Origin of the sequence: Streptomyces sp. NPDC090021, from assembly GCF_044748225.1 — a bacterium.
Lineage (GTDB): Bacteria > Actinomycetota > Actinomycetes > Streptomycetales > Streptomycetaceae > Streptomyces.
Genome location: NZ_JBIVFO010000002.1, coordinates 39,285 through 66,095, shown reverse-complemented (window position 1 = coordinate 66,095; position 26,811 = coordinate 39,285). Strand labels below are relative to the sequence as shown.

Genomic DNA, 26,811 nt, shown 5'->3' with positions numbered 1-26,811 from the left:
GTCGGGCGGGCCTGCCCGCCCTTCACCGCAGAGGCCGAGGCCGACCGTCCCGTGCGGGCCACGCATGCAGTGTCCGCCATGCACGCGGCGCCATGCCGTAGGTCTGGCGGAACGCCCGGCTGAAGTGGCTCGCGCTGACGAAGCCCCACCGGTAGGCGACGGCAGCGATCGTCGGCGAGGCCGGGCCGGACCGGATGAGTTCGCGGCGGGCCGCCTCCAAGCGGCGGCGCCGGATCCACGTGCCCACGGTCGTGCCCTCCTGAGCGAAGATCCGGTGCAGATTGCGGACCGAGATGTGATGAGCGGCCGCGATCGAGGCCGGAGTGAGATCCGGATCCGCGAGCCGGTCATCGATGTGGGCACGCACGGCGTCCACCAGCTCGCCCGCCGTCGACGCCCCGGCGGACACCCCCGGGGCGGCCAGCGCGACCAGCGCTTCCACGAGGGATGCCGCGAGCCAGGCGCCGGTGCCGGGGTGCAGCCTCGGTAGCGTCTCGGCCAAGCCGGTCAGCAGGGGGGCGACAGCCTGGCCCGCCGCATCGGCCGCTCCGGACAGGACGCGCTCGTCCGGCAGGGGAAGGAACCCGCGGGGTACGAGCAACAGGTGAAGCCGCCCCCGCTCCAGGAACTCCAGGCCGAAGGAGCGGTCGGGCAGCAGGAAGGCGACGTCCCCCGCCGCAAGGGGCGTTCTACGCCCGCTCTGGACCAGCACGCCGGTCCCCGAGGCCCAGATCGCCATGGCCACGGCCCCACCGCCGGGGTACCGCCGCACGCCGGCCGGAGCGGCCGCACATCGGATGAGGTGCGCATCCGCGTCGAGCGTCACCAGACGCAGCTGCCCCTGCTCGGTGACGGCCAACTGCGCGGAGAAGGAGTCGCGGTCCCGGGGCGACACCGTTGCCGGGCCCACCGCACGGCACAACGCCTCGGCCCACAGCGCGGCGTGGTCCAGTCCCGTGGATCCGACCGCCCCGAGCGCCGTACCGGCCCGGGCACCCTGCACCGCGACGCGACGGGCCGCCCGATCCGCTCGGGAGGAGGACCTGCCGGGTATCGGTATCTGTGCTCGTTCTTGCGTCGTCCAGGACATGACCGCAGCGTGCAGGGTGCCGGGCTGTCTTCGAATCCTGGAAACCCCCCAGTCCCCCCAGTCTCCGCACGACGTCTCCCCGCGGCCCCGGGGAACGGACGCACCGGGCGGGCCCCGGCCGCCCAGGACCGACGAGGTATTTTCGACCTCGTGATCATGAAAGGGCGGCAGTCGGAACGCGCCGAGCTGGAGCGACTGCTCGACGGCGTCCGGGCCGGCATGAGCGGTGTCCTCGTGCTGCGGGGCAATGCCGGAATAGGGAAGACCACGCTGTTGGACCACGCGGTCCGCTCCGCCTCGGCGCTGCGCGTGACCCGCCTGGCCGGTGTGGAGGCAGAGCAGGAGCTCGGCTTCGCCGCAGTGCACCGACTGCTCCTGCCGTTCCTGGACCGGCGCGCCGACCTCCCCGGCCCCCAACTCGCCGCACTGGAGACGGCCTTCGGCATGAAGTCCGGAACCGCCCCCGACCGCTTCCTCGTGGGACTGGCCGTCCTGACCCTCCTCGCCGGCGCCGCCCGCCGCCAACCGCTGCTGGTGGTATGCGACGACGCCCAATGGCTGGACCGCGAATCCCTCGACGTCCTGGCCTTCGTCGGGCGCCGCCTGCACGCCGACGGCATCGCCCTGCTGTTCGCGCTCCGCGACGAGCCGGACGCGGCTGCCGGCCTGGCAGGTCTGCCGGAGCTGGCGATACCGGGGCTGGCGGACACCGATGCCCGCGCTCTGCTCGCCGAACACGCCGACCCCACGACCGACCTCCTTCTGCGGGACCGGATCATCGCCGAAGCCGCGGGCAACCCGCTCGCGCTCCGCGAGCTCGCCCGCGGCGCCGGTTCCCTCCGGCCGAGCGCCGCCGGCCGACCGCTGCCGGTCAGCCGCGGCCTGGAGACCAGGTTCCTGGAGCGGGTCCGGCAGCTTCCGGCACTGGCCCGCAGGGCCGTGCTGACCGCCGCCGCGGACGCCACCGGCGACCGCGACCTCGTACGCCGTGCCCTGCACCGTCAGGTACCTTCGACGCCCGACGAGATCGACGCCGCCTTCGAGGAGGCCGAGCGGGCCGACGTACTCGTCCCCGGCCCCGACGTCACAGACCTTCTGTTCCGGCACCCCCTGATCCGGTCCGCCGTGTACACGGGAGCGGGCCGCGCCGAGCGTCGTGCCGCCCACGCCGCCCTGGCCGACGTGACCGACCCGCTCGCCGACCCCGGCAGGCACGCCTGGCACCTGGCCTCGGCTGCCGACGGCCCCGACGTACGCGTGGCCGACGCACTGCATGCGTGCGCCGAACGGGCCAAGGACAACGGCGGCTACCTCGCCCGGGCGGCGTTCCTGCACCGCGCGGCGGAGCTGACCGAGGACACGGCCACGGGCGCCGCCCGCCTGCTGGAGGCCTGCGCCGCGGCTCTCATGGGCGGCGCCCCGCACCGGGCCGAGGAACTCCTCACACAGATGGCGCCTGCCCCCGAGCCGTTCGCCGCGCACGTCGACCGCCTGCGAGGCCTGGTACACCTGATGGTGGGCAAGGAGGGCGCCGTAGGCCTGCTGCACAACGCCGCACTGGCACTGGCCTCCTGCGACCCGCAAGGCAGTCGCGACGCCCTGCTTGAGGCCGTCGACGCGGCCATGGTCGTCCCCCGCATCGGACCGGGCACGAGCATGGCCCGCGTAGCCCGCACCGCGCTGGACCTACGAGACCGGCGCACCGGGCCCCCACAGCACTCCGCCGATCCGGCCGACCTTCTCCTGGAAGGCCACGCCCGGCTCGCGGCCGTCGGCCACACCGAGGCCGCACCCGTACTCAGGGCGGCGCTCACCGCCATGAGGGCCCCGGGCGCCGAACACGGCGGGGCCGTCCGCTGGAGCCTGCTCGGCATGCTCGCCGCGATCGAGACGTGGGACATAAACGCCCTGTCCGAGTGCGGACAGCGCTACGCCGACGCCGCCCGCTCACACGGCGCACTGCGGATGCTGCAGATCGCCTCCCACGCCAACGCCACCGCAGAGGTCTTCCGCGGTGACCTGGCGACCGCACAGCTGCACTTCGCCGAGTTCAAGGACGTCGCGGACGCGACCGGCGCGGACTCCCGTCTCTCGCACCCCACCGACGCCATGCTGCACGGCTGGCGCGGCGACGAGACAGCCACCCTGGCCGCCGTACGAGCCCAGCAGGAGCTGTACCCCGAACGGCCCGGCGGCGTCCCGGCGCAACTGGTGCGAGCCGCCAACGTGGTGCTCAGGCTGGGCCAGGGCCTCTACGCCGAGGCCCAGGCGGCAGCCGCCCCGGTCCTCGACGACCCGCCCCCGCACGGCGGCGGCCTGGTCCTGCCCGGACTCGTCGAAGCAGCCGTCCGCAACCACGACACCGGCACCGCCCAACGAGCCCTGGACCGGCTCACGGAGCGCGCCGAGGCCTGCGCGACGCCCTGGGCTCTCGGGCTGCTCGCCCGCAGTCGCGCCGTCATGGCCGCCGGCGCCGAAGCCGACGCCCTCTTCCGTGACGCCGCGGCCCACCTCGACCCCACCCCACTCGGTACGGAGAAGGCCCACACCCACCTCCTCCACGGGGAGTGGCTCAGACGGCGCCGACGCCGCGGCGACGCGCGAGTGCACCTGCGCGCCGCCCATGAAGCCTTCACCCGGATGGGGGCGACCGCCTTCGCGGAACGGGCCCGGCTGGAGCTGCGGGCCACGGGTGAACACCCCCGACGGCGGAACACCCCCGCACCCGCGGACCTCACGCCCCAGGAGACACGGATCGCGCGGATGGCCGCCGACGGGGCCACCAACCAGGAGATCGCCACCCATCTCTTCCTCAGCGCGAGCACCGTCGAATACCACCTCGCCAAGGTCTTCAGGAAGCTCGGCGTCACCTCCCGCAGAAGCCTGAGAACTGCCCTGCCCGGGTGACTTCCACAGCGGCCTGCTGGTCGCTCGGCCGGGCCATGCCGCCCGGGATGGTGAGCGGGAGCGTGCCCACCCGTATGGAGGGGCTGACCGTCTCCGACCCCTCAGAAGCGCCTGTGCGCGGTCGACAGGAGGCGTCAACTCGCAGGTCTGCCTTCAGGATGACGCTCCGTAGCGGGTGGCAATCGCCGCGGCGCGGTCGTGCAGGGACGCGCGCAGCCACTGGGGGTCCAGGACTTCCGCGTGCGTGGCGTGCTGCCACAGCGCCCATTCGGCGTGTCGCGAATCCTGAAAGATCACGTTCAGCCGCAGTCGGCCGCCCGCGTCGACTTCTTCGGTGCAGACGGCCAGCACGGTGCCGACCAGGTGCTGCCGATGCGCCGGGTCCACCCGTACCAGTACGGCGACTTGGTCGCCCCCGGTCCGAAACCGCGCGTTGCGTTCCTGCCAGGCCCGGTCCAGGTCGACCGTGTCCGGTCGCTGCGCGGGTTCGTCGAGTGCCTCGGCGGCCAGCACCCGGGACAGCCGGTAGGTGCGGTCCGCACCACTCCTCCTGGCCAGCAGATAGCCCAGCTCGCGTACGGTGACCAGGCCGATCGGGTCCACCGTTCGCCACTTGGGGGTCTGGTCCACAGCCGCGTACCGGATGCGCAGCTTGTGCCCGACGAACACTGCGCGCCGGATCTCGGCAACTACGCTGTCGGACACCTCCTCGGCGGCCACACGGCGCGAGAGGAAGTCGGTCTCCGGGTCGATGAGTAATCGCTGCGCCGCGTCGGCCGCGGTGTCCCGAAGCCCTTCGGGCAATGCGTCGACCACTTTGAGCATGGCCGAAGCGAGGGCCGAGCCGAGGCCGAACAGCTGTGCGCCGCGCCGTGATCCGGCGACCAGCAGGGCGAGCGCCTCGTCATGGTTCAGTCCGGTGAGCGCCGTCTGAAAACCGGGCAACAATCCGAAACCGCCATGCCGGCCGCGTTCGGCGTAGACCGGCACACCGGACGCGGACAGCGCCTCGATGTCCCGCAGCACCGTGCGGGTGGACACCTCCAGCTCACGGGCCAGCGCGTCCGCGGTCATCCGACCGCGCCGGCGCAGCAGGAGCACCAACGAAACCAACCGGTCTGCGCGCATGTGAAGAATTTAGCAAGAATATATGACCAAGGATGTCATGTTTTATTGAAAGGCTCCTTCAGGGAACGTCAAAGCCTGGCAGCTGCCGAGCCGATGGACGTACTTACTGTCAGTGAATCGAATGGAGCCAGTGCGGCAATGGAACGCAATGCGGTCAACCCTGTTTCCTGGTCGGTGGAGATGGGCTTCAACCAGGGTGAGGTCGTTTCCGGGCACTCGCGCACCCTGTACATCTCCGGTCAGACCGCGATGAGCAGCGAAGGCAAGCCCGAGCACGACGGTGACATGGCGGCACAACTGGCGCTGAGCATCGACAACATCGAGGCCGTGCTCGCCGAGGCCGGCATGTCTCTCGCCAACCTCGTCCGGCTCAACGTCTACACGACCGACGTCGACCTGCTCTTCCAGCACTACGGCGTGCTGGCGGGACGGCTGGGCGCCGCCAGGGTCGCACCGACCACCACCATGCTCGGGGTGACGCGTCTGGCGATCCCCGGCCAGATGGTCGAGCTCGAGGGCACCGCCGTCGCGTGATGTGACCTCGTTTCCTCCGCTGCTCGTGCCCGTCGAACCGGCACGAGCAGCGGGCAGGTGGGCGACTCCGGTGTGCGTACCACCCGGTGACACAAGCCCTACTCGCCGCGGAGGGGATTGACACTGGCGACTTCCACGAGGCGGGCCAGCCATTGACCGACGCCACGAGTCCTCGCAGGCCCGGGCGAAGCCGGCGGCTACCGGCGCGGGCAGGGTGAAGCGCCGACTGGCGCCGGCGGAGGTGCGCACCGCCGGGCGGGGCCGGTCGGTCGGCAGGTCGAGCACGGGCGTGCCGGCCAGCTGCTGGCGCCAGAACGACAGATCGGTGCTCAGCGCCTCGGCGGTGAGTGCGCGGCGCTGCCACAGGGCGTGGTCGGCGTACTGGAGGGCGAGGGCGGGCAGCGTACCGCCGGCGTACAGGGTGCCGAGTTCGCGCAGCAGAACGCCCATGGAACAGCCGTCGGTGACGATGTGGTGCAGGGACAGCACGAGGAGGTGCTCGTCGGGGCCGGTGCGCAGCAGCAGGGGCCGCAGCAGCGGGCCGGTGCGCAGGTCGAAGGGCCGGTCGTGGTGGGCGCGGACGGCGGCGTCGAGCTCCGCGGGCGGGCAGTCGGCGACGGTGAGGACGACAGGTGCGGTGGGGTGGACGATCTGGATGCCCTGGCCGTCGACGGCGTCGAAGGTGGTGCGCAGCGACTCGTGACGGGCCACGAGGGCGGTCAGGGCTGCTTCGAGTGCGGGTACGTCGAGCTCGCCGCGCAACCGGATCGCGCCGCCGGTGTTGTACTCGGTCCGTCGGGGTCGATCTCGGCGGCGAGCCAGACTCGGGCCTGGGCGTACGACAGCGGGAACGAGGTGGGCAGGGCACTGCGCGCGAGCGGGGTGAGCGGCATGGCGGTCGGGTCGTCGCCGGTGTCGGTGGCCACTGTGGCGAGCGCGGCGGCGGTGGGGTGGTCGAACACCCCCCACCGGGACGGCCAGTCCGGCCTCTGGGAGCGGCTGGAGCCGTTGCTGCCGGTGGGCAGGAAGCCGGGGCGCCGGCGGACGTGGACCCGTCGGCAGTTGATCGACGGCATACGGTGGCGGACTCGAACCGGGGCGCCCTGGCGTGACCTGCCTGCGGTCGTGTCCCTTGTCGTACAACACCGTTTCACGACAAGGAACGCCATCCCTGCCTGAACGGTACGGGCGGTGGGACCGGGCTTACGACCTGTTCCGGCGGTGGCAACGTGACGGCACCTGGAAGCGCATCTTCGAACAGTTGCAGGCCGAGGCCGACACAAAAGGCCTGATCACGTAGGACGTGAGCGTGGACTCGGCTATCGCGCGCGCCCACCAGCATGCCGCTGGAACGCGTAAAAGGGGGTATCTCCAGAAGGAGCCTCCCGGCGGCGTCGACACTGAGCCCGACGACCACGGACTCGGGCGCTCGCGCGGTGGGCTGACCACCAAGCCGCACCTGGCGGTCGAGCAGGGACAGAAGCCGCTGTCCCTGCTCGTCACCACCGGCCAGCGGCACGACAGTCCCCAGTTCCAGCCGGTCTTGAACGCCATCCGAGTGCCCAGTATCGGTCCGGGCCGCCCCCGCACGAAGCCGGACAGGGTCCCGCGCGGACAGGGCGTACGGCTCCCGCGCGAACCACTCCTACCTGCGCCAACACGGCGTGAAGTACACACTCCCGGAGAAGGTGGACCAGATCCGCAACCGTCGAAAGCTCGGCTCCCGAGGCGGCCGCCCGCCCCCGGTTCGACACGGACGACCACAAGCAGCGGCACGCGGTCGAGTGCGGGATCAACCGGCTCAAGCGCAACCGCGCAGTCGCCAGGAGGTACGACGAGCTCGCCGTCCGCTATCACGCGACGGTGCTGGTCGCCGCCATAAACGAATGGTTGTAAGGCGCCATGGGTGCGACCATGCGGCAATGGACGATCGAGCGGGTCCGTTCCGTCTCCGGCGACGCCGAAGCGGATCTGCTCTCGCTTGAACGACTCGTCGTAGTCGAACAGTCCGGCTCCGCGGGCTACGACGCCCTCCAGCCTGACATCATCCTGTCCTTCCATGACCTGTGCCTCGCCCGAGCTGACGACGAGTGGTTCATGGGACAGCTCGCTGCCGACGGCTCACTCATCTGCTGGGCGTCCTACGGCCCCAAACTTGCTGAAGCCATCCGCGGGTTGTGAGCCACGCAGACGACCTTGATCCACTTTCGCAACAGACCCTGGACGAGGACCAGAGCAGCTACCGGAAGAAGAACGGCAGCGCAGGCTGCCGGCCCGTCAGCCACGACGCCGAGCTCTACAGGGAGCGCAACACCGTCGAGCACCTGGTCAACAAGCTGAAGGCCTGGCGAGGCATCGCCGCCCGGTATGACAAGACCCCGGAAAGCTACCTCGCCGGCCTCCACCTCCGCGGCGCAATGATCTGGATCGAGGACCTCACTCGAACCGATTGATCACGACCGAATGCGCGCCCTAGCGGCGGCCTGCGGCCCGCCCGGCTAGCCACGCTGCACACGCGGGCCACAAATCCCACACATTGACAGGTGTAGACCACCTGGAGCCTTTGATAGAGTCCTGACGCATGACCGAATGACGCGCGGGGAAGCGTTCCATTCGGCTGTGCACGAAATGCTTAGGCTGCATGACCATTGCTATGGGGGGATGTAGGACTATGAGCAATTCCGCGTCGATCAAAGTCCTGGTCTGTGACGCTCAACCATTGACCAGAGAGGGTCTTTTCTCCATTCTCGGCCGGGCCTCGGACATGACCGTAACGGGCGAGGCGGAAGACGTCAGCACGGCAATCGCGGTGGCCCGGGAATTCTCCCCCGACGTGATTCTCGTGAATCACGATGCGACCGCGCTGGACGGCTTCGAACTGGCTGCGAAATGCGGGATCTCGCTCCGCGATCAGCGCCCGGACATCCTGATGCTCTCCTCCGAACTGACCCACGGGGACGTCCTCCGGGCATTCAAGTCGGGCATCCGGGGATTGCTTCCGAACCGATGTCTCGCCGAATCGCTGGTCTCTGCCATCCGTGATGTCGCGGCCGGCGGGATGGTCATCCGAATGGATCCCGCGGTACAGCTCCTGGAACACCTCATTCAGCGCAGCCACGCCCTGGCCGCGGCCCGGCCGGCGCAGCTGGATGTGTTGACCCCACGCGAACTTGACGTGCTCGCGCTGATTGCCAGCGGGCATTCCAACCAGCGAATTGCCAAGGAACTCTCGCTCAGTGAAGCGACGGTGAAGTCCCATCTCTACCATCTCTGCCAGAAGCTGAATCTCCGGGACCGGACCCAGGCGGCGATCCTGGCCTACGAGACCGGCCTGGTCCGACCGCGCGCGGCTGCGTAACCGCCCGGCGGGTGGTCGCCCGGGCACGGACCGGAGGCGGAGGGCGGACTCGGAAGTTCAGTCCCGAGTGGGAAGACGGGCCCGCCCGCACCGTGCGAAGGTCCTCCGGTCGGAAACTTCCTGGAGAGAACATGCAGCCCTCTGTTGAGCCCTTGCTCGACTTCGATCCGCGTCGGCTGTTCACCGACCCGCAGGCGCTGCGCGACGAGCTGCGCGTGGGTCCGGCGGTCCGGCGGGTCCGCGAGGCGAGCGGGTTCGAGTACTGGCTGATCACGCGGTACCGGGAGGCCCGGCAGGCCCTGCTGGACGGCCGGCTGTCCAACGACCCCCGCCGGACCGGTTTCCCCTTCGACGAGCAGAACGACCTGTCGCCGCTGGCCAACAGCGACCCGCCCGACCACGACCGCCTGCGCGCGCTGGTCTCCGGGGTGTTCACCCGCGGCCGAATCGCGGCCCTGGCCCCGGCCGCCCGGCGGATCACCGATGAATTGCTCGACGCCATGGCCCCGTTGGGGCGGGCGAACCTCATCCCTGCGCTCGCCTTACCGCTGCCGCTGCTGGTCATCGCCGAGCTGATCGGCATTCCGACCGAGGACCGGACCGCCTTCCGGCGCTGGGCGGACACGATGCTGTCCGAACACGGGCCGGCGACCAAGCGCGAACGGTCCCGGCGGCTGCGCGCCTACTTCGTCCGGCTGGCGGACCGCCGGCGGGCGACCGTCGACCGCGCGGTTCCGCCCGCCGAACAGCCCGACCTGCTGAGCGCCCTGATCGCGGCCCAGCACGGCCCGGACGACCGTACGGACGTCCTGACGGACGACGAGCTCATCGGCCTGCTCGTGCTGTTCCTGGTGGCCGGGCACGAGACCACCACCAACCTCATCGGCAACGGGCTGCTCTGCCTGAGCCGCCGGCCGGACCAGCTGGCCCTGCTGCGCGCGCAACCGGAGCTGGCGCCCTCGGCCGTGCAGGAACTCCTGCGTTTCGAGGGTTCGGCAGGACAGGCGGCGATCCGGGTCGCCTCCGAGGACCTCGTCATCGCCGGGACGGAGATTTGCGCGGGCGAGGTCGTCAACATCGCCCTGGCGATCGCCAACCGAGACCCAGAGGTCTTCCCGGACCCGGACCGCCTCGACATCACCCGCAGCCCGAACCAGCACCTGGCGTTCGGGCACGGGATCCACTACTGCCTCGGAGCCCCGCTCGCGCGGATGCTCGCCGCCGTCGCCCTCGGCGCCCTGCTGCGCCGGTTCCCGGACCTGGTGGTCGGGGAACCGGCCGACGAGGTGCGGTGGCGTCAGATCAGCATCACGTTCGGGCTGGTCGGACTGCCCGTCAGTTTCACCCCGACCCCGGCCCCGACCGCTGCTTGAGCGGGCCCCGTCAGGACCAGGAAGACGTGACCATGGACACCACCCACCCCGCCCCCGACGGCCCGCCGCCCGGCCTGGAGGAGCACCTGGCCGCCGCGGCCCTGTACCGGCTCGCCTTCGGGTTCATGCCGGCCCAGATGATCCACGTCGCCGCCCGTCTGCGCATCCCCGACCTGCTGGCCGAGGGGCCTCGGACGGCCACGGAGCTCGCGAAGCTGACCGGCAGCGACGCCAGGGCGCTGCACCGGGTCCTGCGCGGCCTCGTCGCCTTCGACGTGCTGGCGGAGCCGGAGGCGGGCACCTTCGAACTGACCCTCTCCGGCCGACTGCTGCGCTCGGACGTGCCGAACTCGGTCCGGCCCATGCTCATGCCTTACTTCGACGAGGGGATCTGGGGCGCCTGGGGCGCCCTGTCGGCGACCGTGCGCACGGGCGGCCCCGCGCTGGAACAGGTGCGCGGGGTCTCGCTCTTCGACTACCTGGCCCAACAGCCCGCGGTGTCGTCGGAGTTCAACGAGGCCATGGCGCTCAGCGCACGTCTGGAGGCGCCCGCGGTGGCGCTTGCCCACGACTTCGCGCGCTACCGGACGGCCGTCGACCTCGGCGGCGGCAACGGGACGCTCATGGCCAACCTGCTGGCCGCCCACCCGCAGCTGCGCGGCACGCTGTTCGACACCCCGACCGGCCTGGCGGAAGCGCCGTCGGTCCTTGCCGCGCACGGCGTGGCCGACCGGTGCGAGATCGCCGTCGGCGACTTCTTCGCGTCGGTACCGGACGGCGCGGACGTCTACCTGCTGAAGAGCGTGCTGCACGATTGGGACGACGAGCAGTGCATCCGGATCCTGCGGAACTGCCGGGGCGCCGTCCCGGCCGACGGCCGGCTGCTGGTCGTCGAGGTCGTGATGCCGGAGCGGATGACGGCCCAGACCGACCACTTCTCCGTGATCAGTGACATCAACCTGCTGGCCACCACGTCCGGCCGGGAGCGCACCGCCGAGGAGTTCCGACGGATCCTGACGGCCGGCGGGTTCGAACCGGCGGGTATCGGTGACCCGATCGGCTTCACCGGGTACCGCATCATCGAGGCAGTACCGGCCGCGCACTGACGAACAGCTACGAAAAGTGATGAACTGCAACGAACAGGTGCGAAAGGACGCACGTGCGCAAGCGCCACCGCCCACCACCCAGAGCGCCATCGTCGCGATCCGGGAGACCGCCGCGGAGTTCGGCCACGCGATCGCGGTGGAGGAGGAGATCGGGAACGACGACTCCTCGGCCGGCCTCTCGGTGGACCGGCGCGACGACGCCGACAACTTCTTCTCCCACGAGGCGTTCATCCGGATCGGCGGCCGGCCTGCCATCGAGGTGTGCCTGTACGACCACGACGAGGCCAGGGTCGGCCTGGACGGCGTGGAGTTCGACGTCCCCCGGGACTCGGTGCCGGCCTTTCCGCACGCTGTCTGGTCCGGTCTCGTCCACGTGAAGACCAGGGTGTTCCCGCCGTCGGGCACCCTGATCGTCACCCTTCCCGGCGAACCGAGCTACCGGGAACCGCTGCTCAGTCCGAACGTCACGCCCTGGCTGGTCGGCCTGATGCGCTGACGGCGGCGGAGGCCGCCGCCCGCCGGATCCGGTCGACCAGCTCGGCCTGCCGGACCAGGGGCGCGCCCTCCAGGTCCGACGGAACGCCCTCCCGCACCCTGGCAACGAAGGCCAGCAGGGTGCGGGTAAACTGATCGTCCGGCGGCACGACCAACTCCCTCCCCCCGTCCCGGCCTTCCAGCACCACGCTGGTGCCCGCGGCGGCCGGCGGCGTGTAGGCGAGCGGGACGGTGACCCGGCCGGTGCTCCCCCAGAGCACGTAGCGCGCGCCGTAGACGTGGTCCATCCCGAAGGTGAGCTGGGCCGTCACACCCTCCGGGCCGGCCAGCAGCGCGGCACCGGAGACGTCGACCCCGCCCGCCGCCTCGTTCAACCACGCTCCAACGACGGTGAGTTCGTCGCCCAGGTACCACTGCGCGGTCCGGACCGGGTAACCGGCGATGTCCAGCAGGGCACCGCCACCCAGCTCCGGCCGGTATCGGATGTCCGCCGGGTCCCGGGGCGGGACGGCGAACTCGGCAGACAGGTGCCGCAGTTCGCCGATCGCCCCGTCCGCCACCAAGGTGCGGACCAGCGCGTGCCGGCGGTGGCTCAGGAACATGTAGTTCTCCAGCAGCGCCAGGCCGCTCTCCGCGGCCAGGGCGACGAGCCGCGCGGTGCCCTGCGGCGTCCCGGTCAGCGGCTTCTCGCAGAGCACGTGCTTGCCGGCCCGCAGGGCGCGTTCGACCCACGGCGCGTGCAGGGCCACCGGGAGGGGGACGTAGACCGCGTCGACGTCCGGGCGCTCCAGCAGCCGGTCGTACCCGACGACCGGTTCGCCGCCGAACCGTCCGGTGAAGCGCGCGGCCTTCGCCGCGTCCCGGGAGGCGATCGCCACCAGCCGGGTGTCCGGGCAGCCGGCGATCGCGGGCAGCATGCGGCGCCACGCGATGTCGGCGCACCCCAGAACGCCGATCCGGAGCGGGCTCCCCCTCGTCGCGCCGCCGGTTCCGCGGGCCCTCATCGCGCCGCCGGTTCCGCGCCCCGTCATCGCACCGCCGGTTGCTCGGGCCGGAGCTGCGCCTCGACGAGGTCCGCCGCCGTGCGCGGGCCGTCCGCCTCCTGGATCCCCCGGCGCATGGCCCGCGCCCGCTCGCGCACCGCCGGGTCGGCCAGCAGGTCCGCCACGGCGGTGCGCAGGGTCGCGGCCGTGACCTCGGGCCGGCGCAGCAGCGATCCCAGTCCGAGCTCCAGCAGGCGGTCCGCGTTGGCCCGTTGCTCGCCCATCTGCGGCACCGCAACGACCGGGACGCCGGCGGTAAGCGCCTCCATCAGGCTGCCCATGCCCGCGTGGGTGACGAAGGCGTCGGCGTGCCGGAGCACCTGCTGGAGCGGCACGTGGGGAACGACCTCGACGTGCGGCGGGACCGGCCCGAGCGCCGCGCGGTCGATCCGGTGGCCCACGGCCAGCACGACGTTCCACGGGGCGTCGCGGAACGCGTCGACGCAGTCGCGGAAGAACCCGGGCTGGTCGTTCTGCAGCGTTCCCAGCGAGACCAGGACGAGCAGGCGGCCGTCGGCCGGGGGCGTCCACCTGCCGTCGAAGGCGCGCTCGGCCGCGCAAGGGCCGACGAAGTGGACGGTGTCGGCGAAGGTGCCCGCGGCGGGCTGGAATGCCCGCGGCACGAAGACCAGCGTGGCCGCCCCGGGCCCGGCGTTGCCGAAGAACTCCTCCCCGAGGTGCTCGACGCCCAGCGCGGTGAACAGCTCCCCGATGTCCCGGAAGACGGCGGTCAGTTCGGGGTCGTCGACGTCGAAGACGGCGTAGCCGCCGGCCGCCAGCGACCAGTGTTCGTTCGCCGCCATCGTCGGGAGGCAGCGGACGGCCGGAATGCCCAGCCGGTCCGCGGCGATCCGCCCGGACCAGCCCAGCACGCCGTCGTAGAGCACCAGGTCGGGCGTGTCCCGGGTGAACGCGGCCTCGACGACGGGCACCACCGACCGGGTCTCCCGCAGGACACCCCGGAGGTTGTGCACGAAGTCGACGGTGGTGAACCGGTCCGGGTCGGCCGTCGCTGTCATCGTCGAGCCCGGGTCCGTCATCCCGGTCTCGTACGGGATCAGCTCCGCCCCGGCCCGCCGGACCTCGGCGCCATGGGACTCCGGCACGGCGTAGCTCACCCGGTGCCCGCGGGCCACGAGTTCCGCGACCAGGCCAGTCGTCGTATTGACGTGACCGAATCCGGGAATATTGAAGAATCCGATATGTGCCACTGGATTTCCCCCTGGCGATTTTTTGCCCGCATCCTAACAGAGGGCCGGACACACGCCGAGGGGTGATTCTCGACCGGTTCCCAGGAATGACCCGGAACGCGGACCTGAGACGGGTGGCTTATTCCGGAACTCAGTCCGGCGACGGAAGAGCAACCGGTGACGGGCGGTCATCATGGAACCTCCCGGAAAAAAACCGGAAGAGATCTGGAGACCGACCCGGATGATAGGTGTGAACACCGCCCCGCCACCCCGCGAGCAGCTCGCGCTCCGCCGGCGGGACGACAGCGATCTGTCCGGGCGGCTGCGGCGATCGGTCCGGGACCACGGCACCCGCCCCGACCTCGCGGAATTCTCCGCCTGGTTCCGGGAACGGGCCCGGGCTAGCCCGTTCCGGGTCGACCGGATCACTTTCGATGAATTGACGGACTGGTCGTTCGACCCGGTCACCGGAAACCTGGGGCACCGCACCGGCCGGTTCTTCTCGGTCGAGGGACTGCACGTCGAACCGGACGGCGCCGCCGACCGGAGCTGGCACCAGCCGATAATCCACCAGCCCGAGGTCGGAATTCTGGGCATCCTGGCGAAGGAGTTCGACGGCGTCCTGCATTTCCTGATGCAGGCCAAGCCCGAACCGGGCAACCCCGGGCTCTTCCAGCTCTCGCCCACCGTCCAGGCGACCCGGAGCAACTACTCCCGGGTGCACCGGGGGTTCGGCGTGCGGTACCTGGAGTACTTCGTCCACCCGGGGCGCGGCCGGGTCCTCGTCGACGTCCTCCAGTCCGAGCACGGCTCCTGGTTCTACCGGAAGAACAACCGCAACATCGTCGTCGAGGTGTTCGACGACGTCCCTCTGCATGACGACTTCGTGTGGCTGACGCTCGGCCAGATCGGTGCGCTGCTGCGCCGTCCGAACCTGATCAACATGGACTCCCGCTCGGTCCTCGCCTGCCTCCAGTTGGGGGACGAGGGTTTCGAGGCGCTCCACTCGGACACCGAACTGCTCTCCTGGTTCACGGCCGAACGCGCCCGGCGGGAAGTCCGCGCCGAGCGCGTGCCGCTGGCCGCTCTGCCGGGCTGGGAGCGCGGGGCGCGGTCCATCGACCACGTCGACGGGCGGTACTTCCGCGTCGTGGCCGTCTCGGTGCAGGCCGGCAGCCGGGAGATCGCACGCTGGACGCAGCCGCTGATCGAGCCGGTGGGCACCGGGGTGACGGCCTTCCTCGCCCGGCGGATCAGCGGGGTGCTCCACCTGCTGGCGCACGCCCGGGTGGAGGCCGGCTTCCGTCACACCGTGGAGCTGGGCCCCACCGTCCAGTGCACGCCCGCCAGCTACGCGCACCTGCCGGCGGACCGGCACCCGCCCTTCCTCGACCTGGTGCTGTCCGCCGACCCGGCCCGGATCCGCTACGACGCCGTGCACTCCGAGGAGGGCGGGCGCTTCCTCGACGCCGAGAGCCGCTACCTCGTCGTCGAGACCGCCGAGGACGACCTGCCGGCGCCCCTGCCCGAGGGCTACTGCTGGCTCACCCCGGCCCAGCTCACCTCCCTCGCCCGGCACGGCCTCTACGTCAACGTCCAGGCCCGGACGCTCCTGGCCTGTCTGGGCACCGGGGCGGCGGAGGTCGGCCGCACGTAGCGGTCCAGCAGCCGGGGCAGGTAGGCCGGGCCGAACCCGAAGCCGTCCAGCCCGGGCACGATCCCGCGCAGCTTGGCGACGGACACCGGCGCGCTGTTCGCCGGCGCGTCCACGAACGTCCGCCGAGCCGTGACGCCGAGCCGCCGCTCGATCCCGTCGACGATCAGCTCGACCGGTTCGGAGACCCCGGAGGCCACGTTGACGATCTCGTCGCGCACCCCGGCGGCGAGGATCCGGTCCGTCAGGGCGACGAAGTGCTCGACGTCCAGGACGTCCCGGTAGGCGCCGCGGTAGACGGTGACGGAGCCGGACTCGATCTGCCGGGTCAGGGCGGGCAGGAGCTGCTCCGCATGCTGCCCGTGGCCGATCAGGTGGCTCAGCCGGAGCACCACCCAGCGCGCGCCGGAGTTCGCGACCAGCCCCTCGACGGCCGCCTTGTGCCGGCCGTACGCCGAGACGGGGGCGGGCGGGCTCTCCTCTTGGCCAGTACCGTCGCCACCGCCGTAGAGGGCAGCGGAGGCCGTCGAGAGGAACACGACGGTCCGGCCCTCGGCGCGGCAGCGCTCGGCGACCGCGGCGACCAGGTCGGCCTCGCGCCGGAACTCCGGCTCCGCGCAGACCCGGGTGCTGGACACCCCTGCCGCGATCACCGTGACGTCCGGATGCCGGTCGTCCGGGGCGGCCTCGGTACCCGGAGCGGCCAGGGCGGCCAGGTGCCGGGCGATGAAGCCGTGGCCGATCACTTCCACGTGTGCTCTCCTTCCGGGGTTTCCCGGCCTTCCGGGGCCCCGGCCGGTGCCGGGTAGTCCGCGGGCTGGACCAGGCCCACCGCGATGGCGAGGTAGGTGTCGCAGGACGGCTGGTCGTTGCTGATCCAGCGCATCAACTCGACACGATCGTCCGGGACTTCGAGCCGCGCCGCGTCCAACGCCACCCGGTAGCGCGGGGTGAGCCGATCCCCGCGGCCGGCGGCGAACCGGGCCAGGGCGCCGTCGACGGCCCGTCGGTCGGCCAGGTCCGGGCCCACCTGCGCGACCAGCAACTCGGCCTGTTCGAAAGCGTCGGTGATGCCGGTGCCGGTCACCGAGTCCTTGTGGCAGCCGGCATCGCCCACCAGCGCCCAGCCGGGGCCGGACGCCTGCCGGAAGAAGTTCAGCTGACTGCCGGTGCCCCGGAGGCGTCCCACTCGCCGGGCGGCCGGCAGCAGCCCGGCGAGCGCGGGCGCGGTCGACCGGATGGCGTCGAGGTAGGCGGCCTCGGGATCCCGCCGAGCGGCGGCGAATCGTTCCTGCGGCAGGTACGAGACGACCAGCGTGCGGTCGTCGTTGGTCGCCAGGGCAGCGATCAGCGCACCCGTGCGCTCGTAGATCTCGAAGTCCGTCGGAAGCCCCTCCCAGTAGGCGTAGTAGGCGCAGGTGAGGGTCGGGTCCGTGTGCTCGGTGCGGGCGCCGACCAACCGGGCGACCGTCGAACGCATGCCGTCCGCGCCGACCACCAGGTGCGCGCGGACCTCCACCAGGCGCCCGGAGCCGTCCTGGTAGCGCACGCCCGTCGCCCGGCCGTCCTCGCACAGCACCTCGCGGACGGTGCAGTTCTCGTGCAGTTCGGCCCCGGCCTCGACGGCGGCCCGGGCCAGCAGGTCGTCCAGCGCGAACCGGCGCGGGGCGTAGGCGGCATCGATGCCGTCGGAGGCTGGGATCACCCCGCTGATCGTCACCTCGCCGACCGAGTACGACATCCGCGTCATCGGCGGGCAGCCGGTCGCTCGCATCCGGTCGAACAGGCCCCAGCGGTCGAGCAGGGCCAGGCCCGGCCGGTGGATGTGCTGGGTGGACACCACGTCGCTCGGGAAGCGCATCCGGTCGAGGAGCAGCACCCGGTACCCGGCCCGGGCGAAGCCCATCGCCGTCGGGGCGCCGGCGCACCGGGCGCCCACGACCACCACGTCGTACATCTCGGGGGCGATCACCGACGTCACCACCGCCCCAGCGACTGCTGCGGCTCGACGTGGCCGGGCCCGACGGCCCCCACGGTGACCAGGACGAGCGCGCTCAGCGGACCGTCGTCGAGCCCGAGGGCGGCGGTCGCCCCGGCCACGTCGAAGTCGCAGTGCACGTGGCTGCCCAGGCCCAGTGCGGCGGCGGCGAGGGCGGTGCGCTGGGCGAGCAGGCCGGCCTCGATCTGCTGGATCCGGTACCAGCGGTCGCCGAACGCGGCCAGGCCGGACTCCGGTGCGCCCACCGGGAGCAGCGTCACCGGGGAGTTGCGGCACTCGTCGGCGAGCATCGGGCTCTTGGCCGCCAGCACGAGAGCCCGCGCGCCGTCGCCTCGGGTGGGCAGCAGCGCCGAGTCGTCGGGGTCGTACCAGTAGGACCCCTGCGGGACGCCGGTGACCTGCTGGACGACGCACGCGAGCGAAGTCCCGTAGCCCTGGCCGGGGGCGGGTGCCGTATCGGTCCGGATCGGGCGGGTCACCTCGTGCAGGAGGGCGCCCAGGGGCTCCTGCGGCAGTGGCCGGCGCAGGTAGCCGAAGGCCGTGCGACGGCCGTCGAGGCCGGCGGCGAGATCGACGCCGGTCCGCCCGGGGCGCTGCCGGGAGAGACCGGTGGGCAGGGCAGTGCGGGTCCAGGGCTCGCTGTGCGGCCGGGGGCCGGTGGCGAGCGGCGAGCGGCAGGCCCGGTGCAGGGCCACGACGTCCGCGAGCGCGGGGAGTTCCGACAGGGCCTGCCGGGGCGAGAGCCCGGCCGGCGCGGGGGCCGTCCAGTCGGGCACCTCGTCGGGTGGCGCGGGCAGGGTGGCTTCCGGTCGTTCCATGGTCACGACCGCGAGGACGCTCTCGGCCTCGGAGTCCAGGCCGAGCAGGCCGTCGAGCCGCTCGTCGTCGAAGCGCAGGTGCACGCGGGGGACGTAGCCCAGCGCCCAGGCGGCGGCAACGGCCTGGGCGACCATGACCCCGGTGTCCAGGCACTGGAGGCGGTACCCGAAGGGCCCGTACTTGGCGCAGTTGCGCCAGAAGACGCTGCTGAACAGCAGCACCGCCGCGGGCGGAGCGTCCGGCGGCTCGGCCAGACAGGACGTCAGCCGACCGCGCCCGTCGCCCTCGCGCAGCCGGTCCACCGCGTGGTGCGCGGGGTCGTAGTGGTAGAGGCCTGCCGGGAGACCGGCGGCCGGGGACGCGGCGAGGTACACCTCGACCGGGTAGCGGGCTCCGGAGGAGGCGACGGGCCGGGCCGGGGCGACGAGCGTGCCCGGGCGGGTGCGGCCGACGGGGCTCAGCCCGAGTGGCACCCGGCCGCTCATCCACCGCATCCGGGTGAGCCCGTTGAGCCGACGCAGCAGCTCGCCGAGACCGTGGTCCACGGCCGGCAGCGGTGTGCGCCCGGCGCGGGGGTAGCGCTTGTGGACCGGGGGCAGCGCCCGCGGGTTGGCGGCGGCCAGGTATTCGGGCGGCAGGTGGCCGTCGGCGAGGAAGCGCCGCGCGGCCGCGCCCCGGGCGTTGCCGATCGCGGGCCCGTGGGCAACGGGGGCGGCCGGTGCGGTCATCGGGTGTCCGTCCTGTTCTCAAGAGTGGTTCCGGTCCCTGCCGGGCCGGCGGGCAGGGCGATGGGCATCAGGTAGCGGGGGTCGGGGCCGGGGGTGCCGAGCACGATCTGGAACAGCGGCTCGTGGCCGGGTGGCAGCCGCAGCTCTCGGGCCACCAGGCGGGCGTCGTAGCCGTTGTGGATGCGGGCGGCCAGCCCCTCGGCAGCGCTCAGGACACAGATCCGCTGCGCGACGATCCCCGCCTCCTGGTGGAGGATCCGGAAGGAGCGGTCGCCGAAGAGACGCTGGGCGTCGTCCTTCGGTGCGGAGAGGAAGAAGACGCCGTTCGCCGTACGGAAGGAGACGTTGGCGGCCTGCCGGGCGAGGGAGTCCGCGTCCACGGGGCCGAGGAAACGCAACCGTCCGTCCTCCAGCCGGTGGGCGCCGGCGTCGAGTCCGTCGACGTCGACCGACCAGAAGTGGCACAGCACCGGGGGGCCGCTCCCGTCGTCGACCACGTCCGAGGCGTGCGGGTCGAGGACGTGCCGGGCGATGCGCAGCGGGGTCCGCGCCGGAATCGTCCGGCGGAGCGGGGTGAACGTCGGCGGTCCCGAGCTGCGGCGGCGCAAGAGCGCGGCCAGCTCCGAGGGGGGATCGGCGCCGGGAGGTGGGGGCGTCGGCGGCGGCGACGGCACGGCGGGGAGTCGGGTGAAGGCGCTCGTGCGGTCGAGCCGGCCGGCCGCGTCGACGGCCAGCAGCTCGGTGAGGTCGGCCGGTTCGACGGGCTGATCGACGGGCTGATCGACGGGCTGATCGACGGGCTGATCGACGGCCTGCTCGATCACCACCGTGGCCTCGCGGCCGGCCCGCACCGGCGCCCGGCGGGCGCCGCGCCACGGCCGGAGCACGACGGCCGCCATGACGCTCTCGGCCGACGGGTCAAGGTCCATCAGCTCCGCGAGCGGCCCGTCCAGGAACTGGTGGTGCACCTGCCCCTGGACGCCGAGGACCCCCGCCACGAGCAGGGCGTTCCCGGCGGCCAGGCCGGATTCCTGGGCGCACAGCCGGTACGCGTAGCTCCCGTACTTGAAGGCCGTCCGCCGGAACACCGAGGAGAACAGCAGGACGCCGAGCGCGCCCTCCGGGTCGGCGCCGAGGGCCCGGCCGAGCAGGGTCGCGTGGTCGCCGGGCCGGGTCAGGTACAGGCGGTGGTGCGCGGGGTCGTAACCGTACAGCCCGGCGGGCCGCTCCGCGGACCCCGGCAGCCAGCACGACAGCTCGGTGGGTGCGAAGCAGCGGGCCGACGGCGCGGTGCGGTGGTACGGCCAACGGGCGGCGGGGCCGAACTCGGTCCGGACCAGCCCGCAGGTGTAGTGCAGGAGCGCGGAGAGCCGGGCCGGGTCCAGGCCGTGCTCGGCCGGTGCCGGGCAGCGTTCCGGCGCCGCCGCGCGGAAGTGGTGGAAGGCCGAGCGCAGGTCGCCCAGCTCGCGCGGGACCGGCGCGAGCGGCCGCACCGCGCGGCCCCGGCGGGCGGCGAACCGCGGCGGATCCGTGGCGCCGCCCTCCCGGACCGGTGTGCCGGGGGCGGTCATAGCGGCGAAGTCGTGCAGCGACCGCTGCCAGTAGCGCTCGCCCGGGGACATCGGGTTCATGGGGCCTCAGGGGAACGGGTGCGGGTGGGGGTTGATGTCGGCCGGCGCGAGCGGCGCGTCCCGGTACCCGAGCCGGTGCGGGACGGTGAGCAGTCGCGGCAGGCCGTCCACCCTCCGGTTGTTGTGGCCGAAGGTCATCGGGAGCGTCCCGGGCACCATCACCTTGACGCAGGCGAACCCGCCGGCGCGGTGCTCGGGGGTGGTCTGGTCGACCACCAGGACGTCCAGGCCCTCGTCCAGGTAGCGGCCGAGGAGTTCGGTGAGGTCGCCGCGTAGGTCGGTGTGCCGGGGCCAGGCCCACTGGTCGGCGAAGTCGTCGAAGCTACGGGGTTCCCGGTCGTCGGCGAGGAGGAATTCGAACCGGTCGAAGGCCGCCTCGTGGCTGTAGAGCAGCGAGTGGTCGCCCATGATCTTCACCAGGGACGGGTCCTCGACCATCCGGGCGGCCCGCTCGCGCTCGGCGGCGTCGTAGATCCGGGTGTGCTCCAGCAGGTGGGCCATCTCGTGCAGGACGTTGGCGACTCCCTTCTCGGGCTGGAGGGCCGACGCCCCCACGCACAGCGCCTTCGGGCGCGCGGTGTCGCCGGTGGTGTCGAGGGCCATGGCCCAGAAGGTCGGGATCCGCTGCTCGACCGTCGTGTTGTAGAGCCGGATCTCGTAATCCGTGCGGAACCTCAGGTGCTCGACCAGCATCGGGATCGAGCGGTCCCGGGCGGTGGACGGGTCAATGCGGGGCACCGGGAGGCGCCCGTACCAGGTCATCAGGAAGGCGTCGCGCTCGGCCACTTCGAGCAGTCCGTAGAGGATCGCCTCTTCCAGAGAGCCGCCCATGGCGCAACCGTTGGAGATCTCGTAGACGAAGCGCGGGTCGTCGTCGCTGTGTGCCGCGTAGTACGCGTACCGCTCGGGGACGAGGACGGGTTCGTTGCGGGCGAAGGAGTACCCCCAGACCCAGGGGACCACCAGGTCCTCGTGGTAGCGGAGGTACGGGAAGCCCGGGATGGTGTGGCGGTCGTCGGGGTAGAGGCCGAAGGTGCGCGGGTCGACGGCCCGGTCGCCGAGTTCGCGGCGGCTCGCGCGGACGGTCGTGCGGTGGCCGCGCGGCTTCTCGCCGCCGAAGCGTTCGAGCGTCTCCAGAACGGCGATCAGCCGGGCACTGCGGAAGTCGAGGGTGCGGCCCCAGCCGTTCTGCGACTCGTTGCCGCGCAGCGAGCTCAGCAGGGCGACCGCCCGGGGCAGTTGGCCGTTGCGCTCGGTGCGGACGGACGGGATGATCCCGGCCGCGAAATCGACGTAGCGCTCGATCAGCTCCGTCGCGCGCTGGGTGACGTCCTGCTCGCGGAACACGTCGGGGGCGGGCTTGGGCCGGGACCGCAGGGTGATCCGGGCGGCCTCCGCGGTGTCGTCCGGGAGCCCGCCGCAGTCGGGGCAACCGGGGTGGGGCAGGAGGCGGTGGCGGCTCATGGCCAGGGTGGTCAGGTCGACCCGCAGGAAGCTCGCTGGCTCCGGGGCGGTCCCGGGCAGCAACGACAGTTCGCCGAGCGCGAGTCGGGCGGCGATTGCGGCGGCCGGGCGGGTCAGGAGGGTGGAGCGGTGGGCGTCGATGGCGGGGCCGTGCAGGTCCCGGATCGCCTGGTGGGCGCGGGCCTTGGTCCGGGCGAGCCGGCGACGGCCGACGGCGCAGCTCGGACAGGCGGTGGGAGCGGTCGGAGCAGTCGGAGCGGTCAGCGGGCCGAGGTGGACGGCGCTGGACTCGGTGGTGACGGGCAGCCAGGGCAGGCCGGCGGCCTCGGCCGTCTTCCGTGCCTCGGCGAGGCCGTCCGGCCGGGCGTCGTCGCGGGCCAGGACCAGGGCGACGCTACCGGCGGCGGCCTCCGCGGTGCGCACGTTGAAGTGGCCTGCCAGGACGGCACGGACGGTCGTGTGGATGATCCCGTCGTCGCCGAGGAGGGTGAGCGCGGGCTTGATCGGCCCGGACGTCTTCAGCGGATCAGACATCGAGCAGCACCACCCGGGTCAGATACGGCAGCGCGGTGTGCAGCGCGGCGTCGTGGTCGAGCGGAACGACCACCGGTTCACGGCCGATGGAGCGCAGGGCGTCGAGGAGGATCCGGCCGTGCCCGTCGGCCGCAGGTTCGTCCCAGTCCGTTTCCTCAAGGGGCAGTTCTGTCTCGGCCTCCTCAAGGGGCAGTTCTGTCTCGGCTTCGGGCGGCTGCGGCGAGCGGGGCGCGTACTCCGGTTGGCCGGTCGCGCGGGACTGGTGTGCGAGCAGGACCTGGCGCAGGCCGTCCTCCAGCGCCCGAGCGGTGGTCACGCCGGCCCGGTGAGCGATGAGGTCGCCGTCGAGGCGGAAGGAGAGCACCGGGACCGCTCCGAGCGGCGGCAGGGTCGTCACCTCCACTCGGCGGCCGGCGATGCGCAGGAGGTCGGCGCAGTGCCGGGCGGCCTCGGTGAGCGGCGCGTCGGCGAGGTCGAGGCGGCCCGTCGGCCCGGACCGGGCGGCGGCCTCGTGGGCGCAGTGGTCCAGCAGCGCGCGCTCGACGGCAGCGGCCCAGGTGTAACCGGCGGCGATGCCCAGCAGATCGTTCCCCTCGGAGCAGGCCCGCGCGGCGGGGACGACGCGGACCGCCCCGTCGATCAGCGATGTCCCGTACGTCTCCTCGGAGTTGGCGGCTGCGGCGGCCTGGGCGGCCACCCGGGCCAGCCCGGCGCGCAGCGCCTCGTCCCGGGCCTGCGCGAAGTCGGGGCCCGCACCCCAGATCCGCTCGCCGGTGTCGAGCACATCCAACCGGACCACCCGGAAGGGGAATTGCTCATAGTGGTGTTCCTCGACCCGGCCGAACACCCCCAGCCGGTCGTCCAGCAGCGGGGCCGTCCGCTCGGCGAGCGCCTCCGGCCCGAACTCGGGACCGGCTTCCAGGTCGGCCACGCGTGCCGCGCACGCCTCGGCGGTCTCCGCCCGGGTGACCGCGGCGACGGGCCGGGCCGGCAGATGGTGGACCTCGGTCCGGAGGTCCTCCAGGTCCAGCCGGACGACCGTGGTATCCGCGTCCGGGGCCCTGTCCGGGTCCGGCTCGGCCACGCCCGTCACGTGCTCGAAGGCCCTGAAGACGGCGTGGTTCGCGATGATCCCCGGTACCGGCCCGGTGAGCAGCTCGCTCACGGCGAGCACCCCGCCGGCCGGGCGTACCCGCCGCCACAGGCCCGCCCAGCCGACCGTCGGCCCCTGCCGGCCACCGACCGGGCCGATCCAGGCCTCGTCCGCGACAACGGCAGCCGGCACCAGGCGTCGGCCCAGTTCCGCGCAGAGCCGTTCCAGGACATCCAGTTGCTCCGGCACCAGCAGGTCGGCCGCGTAGAAGACGAGCTCGGCGGCCTCGACCAGCGGGCGCAGTTCCGGCTCTCCCGCGGCGTCGAGCCGGTGGACGGAGATCCGCGCCCCCGGGTCCTGCGCGGAGGTCGCGGTCCGGTGCTCGTCGAGCTGCTCCTCGCGGGTCGGGCACTGGCCGGTGACCGCGACCGTGAGGTCGGCCACGCCGGCCCCGACGGCGGCCTCGGCCAGCGCCACGGCGGTCCGGCCCGCGCCGACCACGAGCGTCCGGGACCGCCGGAACCACTCGAACCGCAGCTCCGGGGAGTCCCGGAAGGAATCGATGAAGGCGATCTCCGCCCGGTGGGCGTCGACCTCCGCCGGCGAGAGGGTGTGTGGCCGGTCCAGCGCCACGTCGCGCAGCAGGGACGCCTCGGCCAGCGCGCCGACCAGCCGTTCCACCATCGCCCGCTTCTCGGCGGTCAGCCGGCCGGTCAGCTCCGCCACGGTGTGCTTCCCGTTGAGGTGCGGAGCTATCCGCTCCAACCACGCGTAGGTGGAAGCGCCGTGAAAGGTCACCAGCTCGGTGCCGTCGGTGAGTACGACGCCGGTGCCGTCGGGCGCGGGCGCGAAGAAGACGCCCGACCGCAGCCGGGGACGTACGGCCGCAAGGGTGCTCTGCATGGAAAGTGGCTCCCGCCTTGGTGGGGTCGGACTCGGGCCGGCGGCTACCGTGGCGGACCAGCGGCCTGCCCTCTGGCCTGGCGTTTCCCCATGCTGTCAGCGGCCCGGCGGTACGTCGTCCGACGGTGGACTGCTTTCCACCCTCCACCCCGGGTGACGGATCCCGGCCCGGCTCAGCCCGCAGTTTGAACGGCGGACTCAGGCCGGTGCCCGGGCCGGCGCTCGCGCGGGTCCTCGGCCCGGCGCCCGGGGCCGCTACTCGGGCCGGTGCTCGGGCCGGTTCCGCAGCAGGACGGGCAGGCTCAGCAGGGCCCGCATGTCGCTGATGGGCAGCCAGGGCAGGTCCCCGTCCGGCTCGGCCAGGGCGAGGTCGGGGAAGCGTCCGAGAAGCGAGGCGAGGGCGACGCCCGCCTGGAGCCGCGCCAGCGGAGCGCCCAGGCAGTAGTGGATCCCGTGCCCGAAGGCCAGGTGGGGGCCGGGCGGGCGGGTGAGGTCGAACCGGTCCGGCTCGGGGAAGACCTCGGGGTCGCGGCCGGCCGCCGCCAAGGACACGTTGACCACGCTGCCGGCCGGGATCCACACCTCGCCGATGGTCAGGTCCGCAGCCGCGACGCGCAGGGTCGCCCGCGCCAACGGTCCCTCGTAGCGCAGCAATTCCTCCACGGCGGTGGCCATCAGCTCGGGGCGCCGCCGAAGCAGGGCCAGCTGGTCCGGGTGGCGCAGCAGGGTGTGCACGCCGTTGCCGAGCAGACCGGTGGTCGTCTCGTGCCCGGCGACGAGCAGTAGCACCGCCAGGTCGACCAGCTCCTGCTCGGTGAGGACGGCGCCCCGGTCCTGCGCCGTGATGAGCGCGCTGAGCAGGTCCGGCTGCTCGTCAACCGGCACCTCGGACGACACCCCGCGCCGTTTGGCCTCGATCAGGGCGGCGAACCACGCGCGCAGCCGACGCGAGCGGACGGCCGGGGTGCGGGGGCCGTCGGTCGGGCGCAACATCTTCTCGGCCCAGGCGAGCAGCCGGCCGGAGTTCGCGGGCGGCAGTCCGAGGAGTTCGGCGATGACCAGGACCGGCAGCGGGAACGCGAAGCCCCGGATCAGGTCGACGGGCCGGCCGGGGGTGCTCCCCTCGGCGAGCCGGTCGAGGAGCTCGTCGGTGAGCTGCTGGACGCGCGGGCGCAGGGACTCGATCCGGCGTGCGGTGAAGGCGTGCGAGACGAGCCTGCGCAGCCTGGTGTGCTCGGGCGGGTCACTGTTGACCATGGGGAGGAAGTAGCTCCCGGCGCCCTCGGTAGCGTACCCGGCGGCCTGGAGGACGTCGGCGACGCGCCGGGGTTCCTTGGACAGTCGGGGGTCCACCAGCGCGGACCGCGCCGCCTGGTGGCCGGTGATCATCCAGTACGTCAATCCGCTGGGATTGCAGACCGGTTGGACAGGCGACGCCGATCGCATCCGGGCGTAGGCGCGGTGCGGGTCGGCCAGGAACTCCGGTGTGTCCACCGGTTCGACGTGGTTCATCGGGGGTCCTGGTGGGTGAGGTGGTGCTCGATGACGTCGGCCGCGGCGGTGGCGCCGCCGGTGGCAGTGATGCGCTCGCGCATGACGGCGAGACGGGCGCGGATTCCGGGGTCGTGCATGGTGGCATCGACGGTGCTGCGCAGCTGGTCGGGGGTGAGGCGGTGGCGGTGGAGGAGGGTGCCGAGGCCGAGTTCGACGACCCGGTCGGCGTTCGCCCGTTGCTCTCCCATCTGCGGGATCGCAACGATCG

At 72.6% G+C, this 26,811-nt stretch carries 19 protein-coding genes and 4 pseudogenes; 10 read left to right on the top strand and 13 right to left on the bottom strand.

The features are described from left to right. Positions 1-22 precede the first annotated feature (22 nt). Positions 23-1,090 (bottom strand): helix-turn-helix domain-containing protein, encoded by a 1,068-nt coding sequence (locus tag ACIPXC_RS01465; RefSeq protein WP_401612130.1) that lies wholly within the window; start codon positions 1,088-1,090, stop codon positions 23-25. 156 nt (positions 1,091-1,246) lie between these two features. Between ACIPXC_RS01465 and ACIPXC_RS01460 the strand changes: the two genes are divergently transcribed. After that, positions 1,247-3,997 carry an AAA family ATPase gene (locus ACIPXC_RS01460; protein ID WP_401612575.1) on the top strand — a complete coding sequence of 917 codons (2,751 nt, stop codon included), beginning with the start codon at positions 1,247-1,249 and terminating at the stop codon, positions 3,995-3,997. Between the two features lie 153 nt (positions 3,998-4,150). Here ACIPXC_RS01460 and ACIPXC_RS01455 read toward each other — a convergent pair whose 3' ends face one another. Next, positions 4,151-5,125, bottom strand: coding sequence for a helix-turn-helix transcriptional regulator (locus ACIPXC_RS01455; protein ID WP_401612127.1), 975 nt, complete (start codon positions 5,123-5,125; stop codon positions 4,151-4,153). A 138-nt stretch (positions 5,126-5,263) separates the two neighbouring features. Here ACIPXC_RS01455 and ACIPXC_RS01450 point away from each other — a divergent pair, with 138 nt between their 5' ends. Continuing rightward, entirely contained in the window at positions 5,264-5,659 is a 396-nt protein-coding gene (locus tag ACIPXC_RS01450) for a RidA family protein (RefSeq protein WP_401612125.1), read from the top strand. A 228-nt stretch (positions 5,660-5,887) separates the two neighbouring features. Here ACIPXC_RS01450 and ACIPXC_RS01445 read toward each other — a convergent pair. After that, positions 5,888-6,628, bottom strand: a pseudogene (locus ACIPXC_RS01445) (condensation domain-containing protein); the annotation flags it as partial. Here ACIPXC_RS01445 and ACIPXC_RS01440 point away from each other — a divergent pair. From ACIPXC_RS01440 to ACIPXC_RS01410, 7 genes and pseudogenes are all read left to right on the top strand, one after another. Next, positions 6,605-7,555: pseudogene (locus ACIPXC_RS01440) on the top strand (IS5 family transposase). The pseudogenes ACIPXC_RS01445 and ACIPXC_RS01440 overlap by 24 nt on opposite strands. A gap of 6 nt (positions 7,556-7,561) precedes the next feature. After that, complete coding sequence (locus ACIPXC_RS01435; protein ID WP_401612123.1) at positions 7,562-7,840, top strand: hypothetical protein; 279 nt, start codon at positions 7,562-7,564, stop codon at positions 7,838-7,840. 44 nt (positions 7,841-7,884) lie between these two features. Beyond that, a pseudogene (locus tag ACIPXC_RS01430) lies at positions 7,885-8,112 on the top strand (IS5/IS1182 family transposase); the annotation flags it as partial. Positions 8,113-8,330: 218 nt separating this feature from the next. Further along, entirely contained in the window at positions 8,331-9,017 is a 687-nt protein-coding gene (locus ACIPXC_RS01425) for a LuxR C-terminal-related transcriptional regulator (protein ID WP_401612121.1), read from the top strand. Positions 9,018-9,148: 131 nt separating this feature from the next. Next, positions 9,149-10,390: a cytochrome P450 gene (locus tag ACIPXC_RS01420; RefSeq protein ID WP_401612118.1), complete on the top strand. Its 1,242-nt coding sequence runs from the start codon at positions 9,149-9,151 to the stop codon at positions 10,388-10,390. 32 nt (positions 10,391-10,422) lie between these two features. Beyond that, complete coding sequence (locus ACIPXC_RS01415) at positions 10,423-11,496, top strand: methyltransferase (RefSeq protein WP_401612115.1); 1,074 nt, start codon at positions 10,423-10,425, stop codon at positions 11,494-11,496. A gap of 37 nt (positions 11,497-11,533) precedes the next feature. After that, the gene (locus tag ACIPXC_RS01410) at positions 11,534-11,992 is read left to right on the top strand and encodes a hypothetical protein (RefSeq protein WP_401612113.1); all 459 of its coding nucleotides are present in this window, start codon (positions 11,534-11,536) and stop codon (positions 11,990-11,992) included. On the opposite strand, the gene ACIPXC_RS01405 is transcribed toward ACIPXC_RS01410, so the two are convergent. Next, positions 11,961-12,995 carry a Gfo/Idh/MocA family protein gene (locus ACIPXC_RS01405; RefSeq protein ID WP_401612111.1) on the bottom strand — a complete coding sequence of 345 codons (1,035 nt, stop codon included), beginning with the start codon at positions 12,993-12,995 and terminating at the stop codon, positions 11,961-11,963. The genes ACIPXC_RS01410 and ACIPXC_RS01405 overlap by 32 nt on opposite strands. Positions 12,996-13,018: 23 nt before the next feature. After that, on the bottom strand, positions 13,019-14,245 hold the full coding sequence (locus ACIPXC_RS01400; protein WP_401612108.1) for a macrolide family glycosyltransferase: 1,227 nt from the start codon (positions 14,243-14,245) through the stop codon (positions 13,019-13,021). A 220-nt stretch (positions 14,246-14,465) separates the two neighbouring features. Between ACIPXC_RS01400 and ACIPXC_RS01395 the strand changes: the two genes are divergently transcribed. After that, on the top strand, positions 14,466-15,881 hold the full coding sequence (locus ACIPXC_RS01395) for an NDP-hexose 2,3-dehydratase family protein (RefSeq protein ID WP_401612106.1): 1,416 nt from the start codon (positions 14,466-14,468) through the stop codon (positions 15,879-15,881). Here the strand turns inward: ACIPXC_RS01395 and ACIPXC_RS01390 are convergent. The 8 genes and pseudogenes from ACIPXC_RS01390 to ACIPXC_RS01355 all read right to left on the bottom strand — a co-directional run. After that, complete coding sequence (locus ACIPXC_RS01390) at positions 15,809-16,630, bottom strand: NAD-dependent epimerase/dehydratase family protein (RefSeq protein WP_401612103.1); 822 nt, start codon at positions 16,628-16,630, stop codon at positions 15,809-15,811. The genes ACIPXC_RS01395 and ACIPXC_RS01390 overlap by 73 nt on opposite strands. After that, complete coding sequence (locus ACIPXC_RS01385) at positions 16,621-17,850, bottom strand: NAD(P)/FAD-dependent oxidoreductase (RefSeq protein WP_401612101.1); 1,230 nt, start codon at positions 17,848-17,850, stop codon at positions 16,621-16,623. The genes ACIPXC_RS01390 and ACIPXC_RS01385 overlap by 10 nt, the downstream gene beginning before the upstream one ends. Positions 17,851-17,855: 5 nt before the next feature. Then, positions 17,856-19,424, bottom strand: coding sequence for a SagB family peptide dehydrogenase (locus ACIPXC_RS01380; RefSeq protein WP_401612098.1), 1,569 nt, complete (start codon positions 19,422-19,424; stop codon positions 17,856-17,858). After that, positions 19,421-21,055 carry a nitroreductase family protein gene (locus ACIPXC_RS01375; RefSeq protein WP_401612095.1) on the bottom strand — a complete coding sequence of 545 codons (1,635 nt, stop codon included), beginning with the start codon at positions 21,053-21,055 and terminating at the stop codon, positions 19,421-19,423. The genes ACIPXC_RS01380 and ACIPXC_RS01375 overlap by 4 nt, the downstream gene beginning before the upstream one ends. A 6-nt stretch (positions 21,056-21,061) precedes the next feature. Continuing rightward, on the bottom strand, positions 21,062-23,053 hold the full coding sequence (locus tag ACIPXC_RS01370) for a TOMM precursor leader peptide-binding protein (protein ID WP_401612093.1): 1,992 nt from the start codon (positions 23,051-23,053) through the stop codon (positions 21,062-21,064). Further along, entirely contained in the window at positions 23,046-25,049 is a 2,004-nt protein-coding gene (locus ACIPXC_RS01365; protein WP_401612090.1) for a hypothetical protein, read from the bottom strand. The genes ACIPXC_RS01370 and ACIPXC_RS01365 overlap by 8 nt, the downstream gene beginning before the upstream one ends. Positions 25,050-25,304: 255 nt before the next feature. Beyond that, entirely contained in the window at positions 25,305-26,561 is a 1,257-nt protein-coding gene (locus ACIPXC_RS01360; protein WP_401612088.1) for a cytochrome P450, read from the bottom strand. After that, positions 26,558-26,811, bottom strand: a pseudogene (locus tag ACIPXC_RS01355) (glycosyltransferase); the annotation flags it as partial. The gene ACIPXC_RS01360 and the pseudogene ACIPXC_RS01355, both read right to left, overlap by 4 nt.

Excerpts from the sequence above, each read along its gene's own strand:
- ACIPXC_RS01435 (WP_401612123.1), top strand. The coding sequence starts at position 7,562 with ATGGGTGCGACCATGCGGCAATGGACGATCGAGCGGGTCCGTTCCGTC.
- ACIPXC_RS01425 (WP_401612121.1), top strand. The coding sequence starts at position 8,331 with ATGAGCAATTCCGCGTCGATCAAAGTCCTGGTCTGTGACGCTCAACCA.
- ACIPXC_RS01455 (WP_401612127.1), bottom strand. The coding sequence starts at position 5,125 with ATGCGCGCAGACCGGTTGGTTTCGTTGGTGCTCCTGCTGCGCCGGCGC.
- ACIPXC_RS01415 (WP_401612115.1), top strand. The coding sequence starts at position 10,423 with ATGGACACCACCCACCCCGCCCCCGACGGCCCGCCGCCCGGCCTGGAG.
- ACIPXC_RS01460 (WP_401612575.1), top strand. The coding sequence starts at position 1,247 with ATGAAAGGGCGGCAGTCGGAACGCGCCGAGCTGGAGCGACTGCTCGAC.
- ACIPXC_RS01420 (WP_401612118.1), top strand. The coding sequence starts at position 9,149 with ATGCAGCCCTCTGTTGAGCCCTTGCTCGACTTCGATCCGCGTCGGCTG.
- ACIPXC_RS01360 (WP_401612088.1), bottom strand. The coding sequence starts at position 26,561 with ATGAACCACGTCGAACCGGTGGACACACCGGAGTTCCTGGCCGACCCG.
- ACIPXC_RS01450 (WP_401612125.1), top strand. The coding sequence starts at position 5,264 with ATGGAACGCAATGCGGTCAACCCTGTTTCCTGGTCGGTGGAGATGGGC.
- ACIPXC_RS01395 (WP_401612106.1), top strand. The coding sequence starts at position 14,466 with ATGATAGGTGTGAACACCGCCCCGCCACCCCGCGAGCAGCTCGCGCTC.
- ACIPXC_RS01365 (WP_401612090.1), bottom strand. The coding sequence starts at position 25,049 with ATGCAGAGCACCCTTGCGGCCGTACGTCCCCGGCTGCGGTCGGGCGTC.
- ACIPXC_RS01375 (WP_401612095.1), bottom strand. The coding sequence starts at position 21,055 with ATGAACCCGATGTCCCCGGGCGAGCGCTACTGGCAGCGGTCGCTGCAC.
- ACIPXC_RS01370 (WP_401612093.1), bottom strand. The coding sequence starts at position 23,053 with ATGTCTGATCCGCTGAAGACGTCCGGGCCGATCAAGCCCGCGCTCACC.
- ACIPXC_RS01465 (WP_401612130.1), bottom strand. The coding sequence starts at position 1,090 with ATGTCCTGGACGACGCAAGAACGAGCACAGATACCGATACCCGGCAGG.
- ACIPXC_RS01405 (WP_401612111.1), bottom strand. The coding sequence starts at position 12,995 with ATGAGGGCCCGCGGAACCGGCGGCGCGACGAGGGGGAGCCCGCTCCGG.
- ACIPXC_RS01380 (WP_401612098.1), bottom strand. The coding sequence starts at position 19,424 with ATGACCGCACCGGCCGCCCCCGTTGCCCACGGGCCCGCGATCGGCAAC.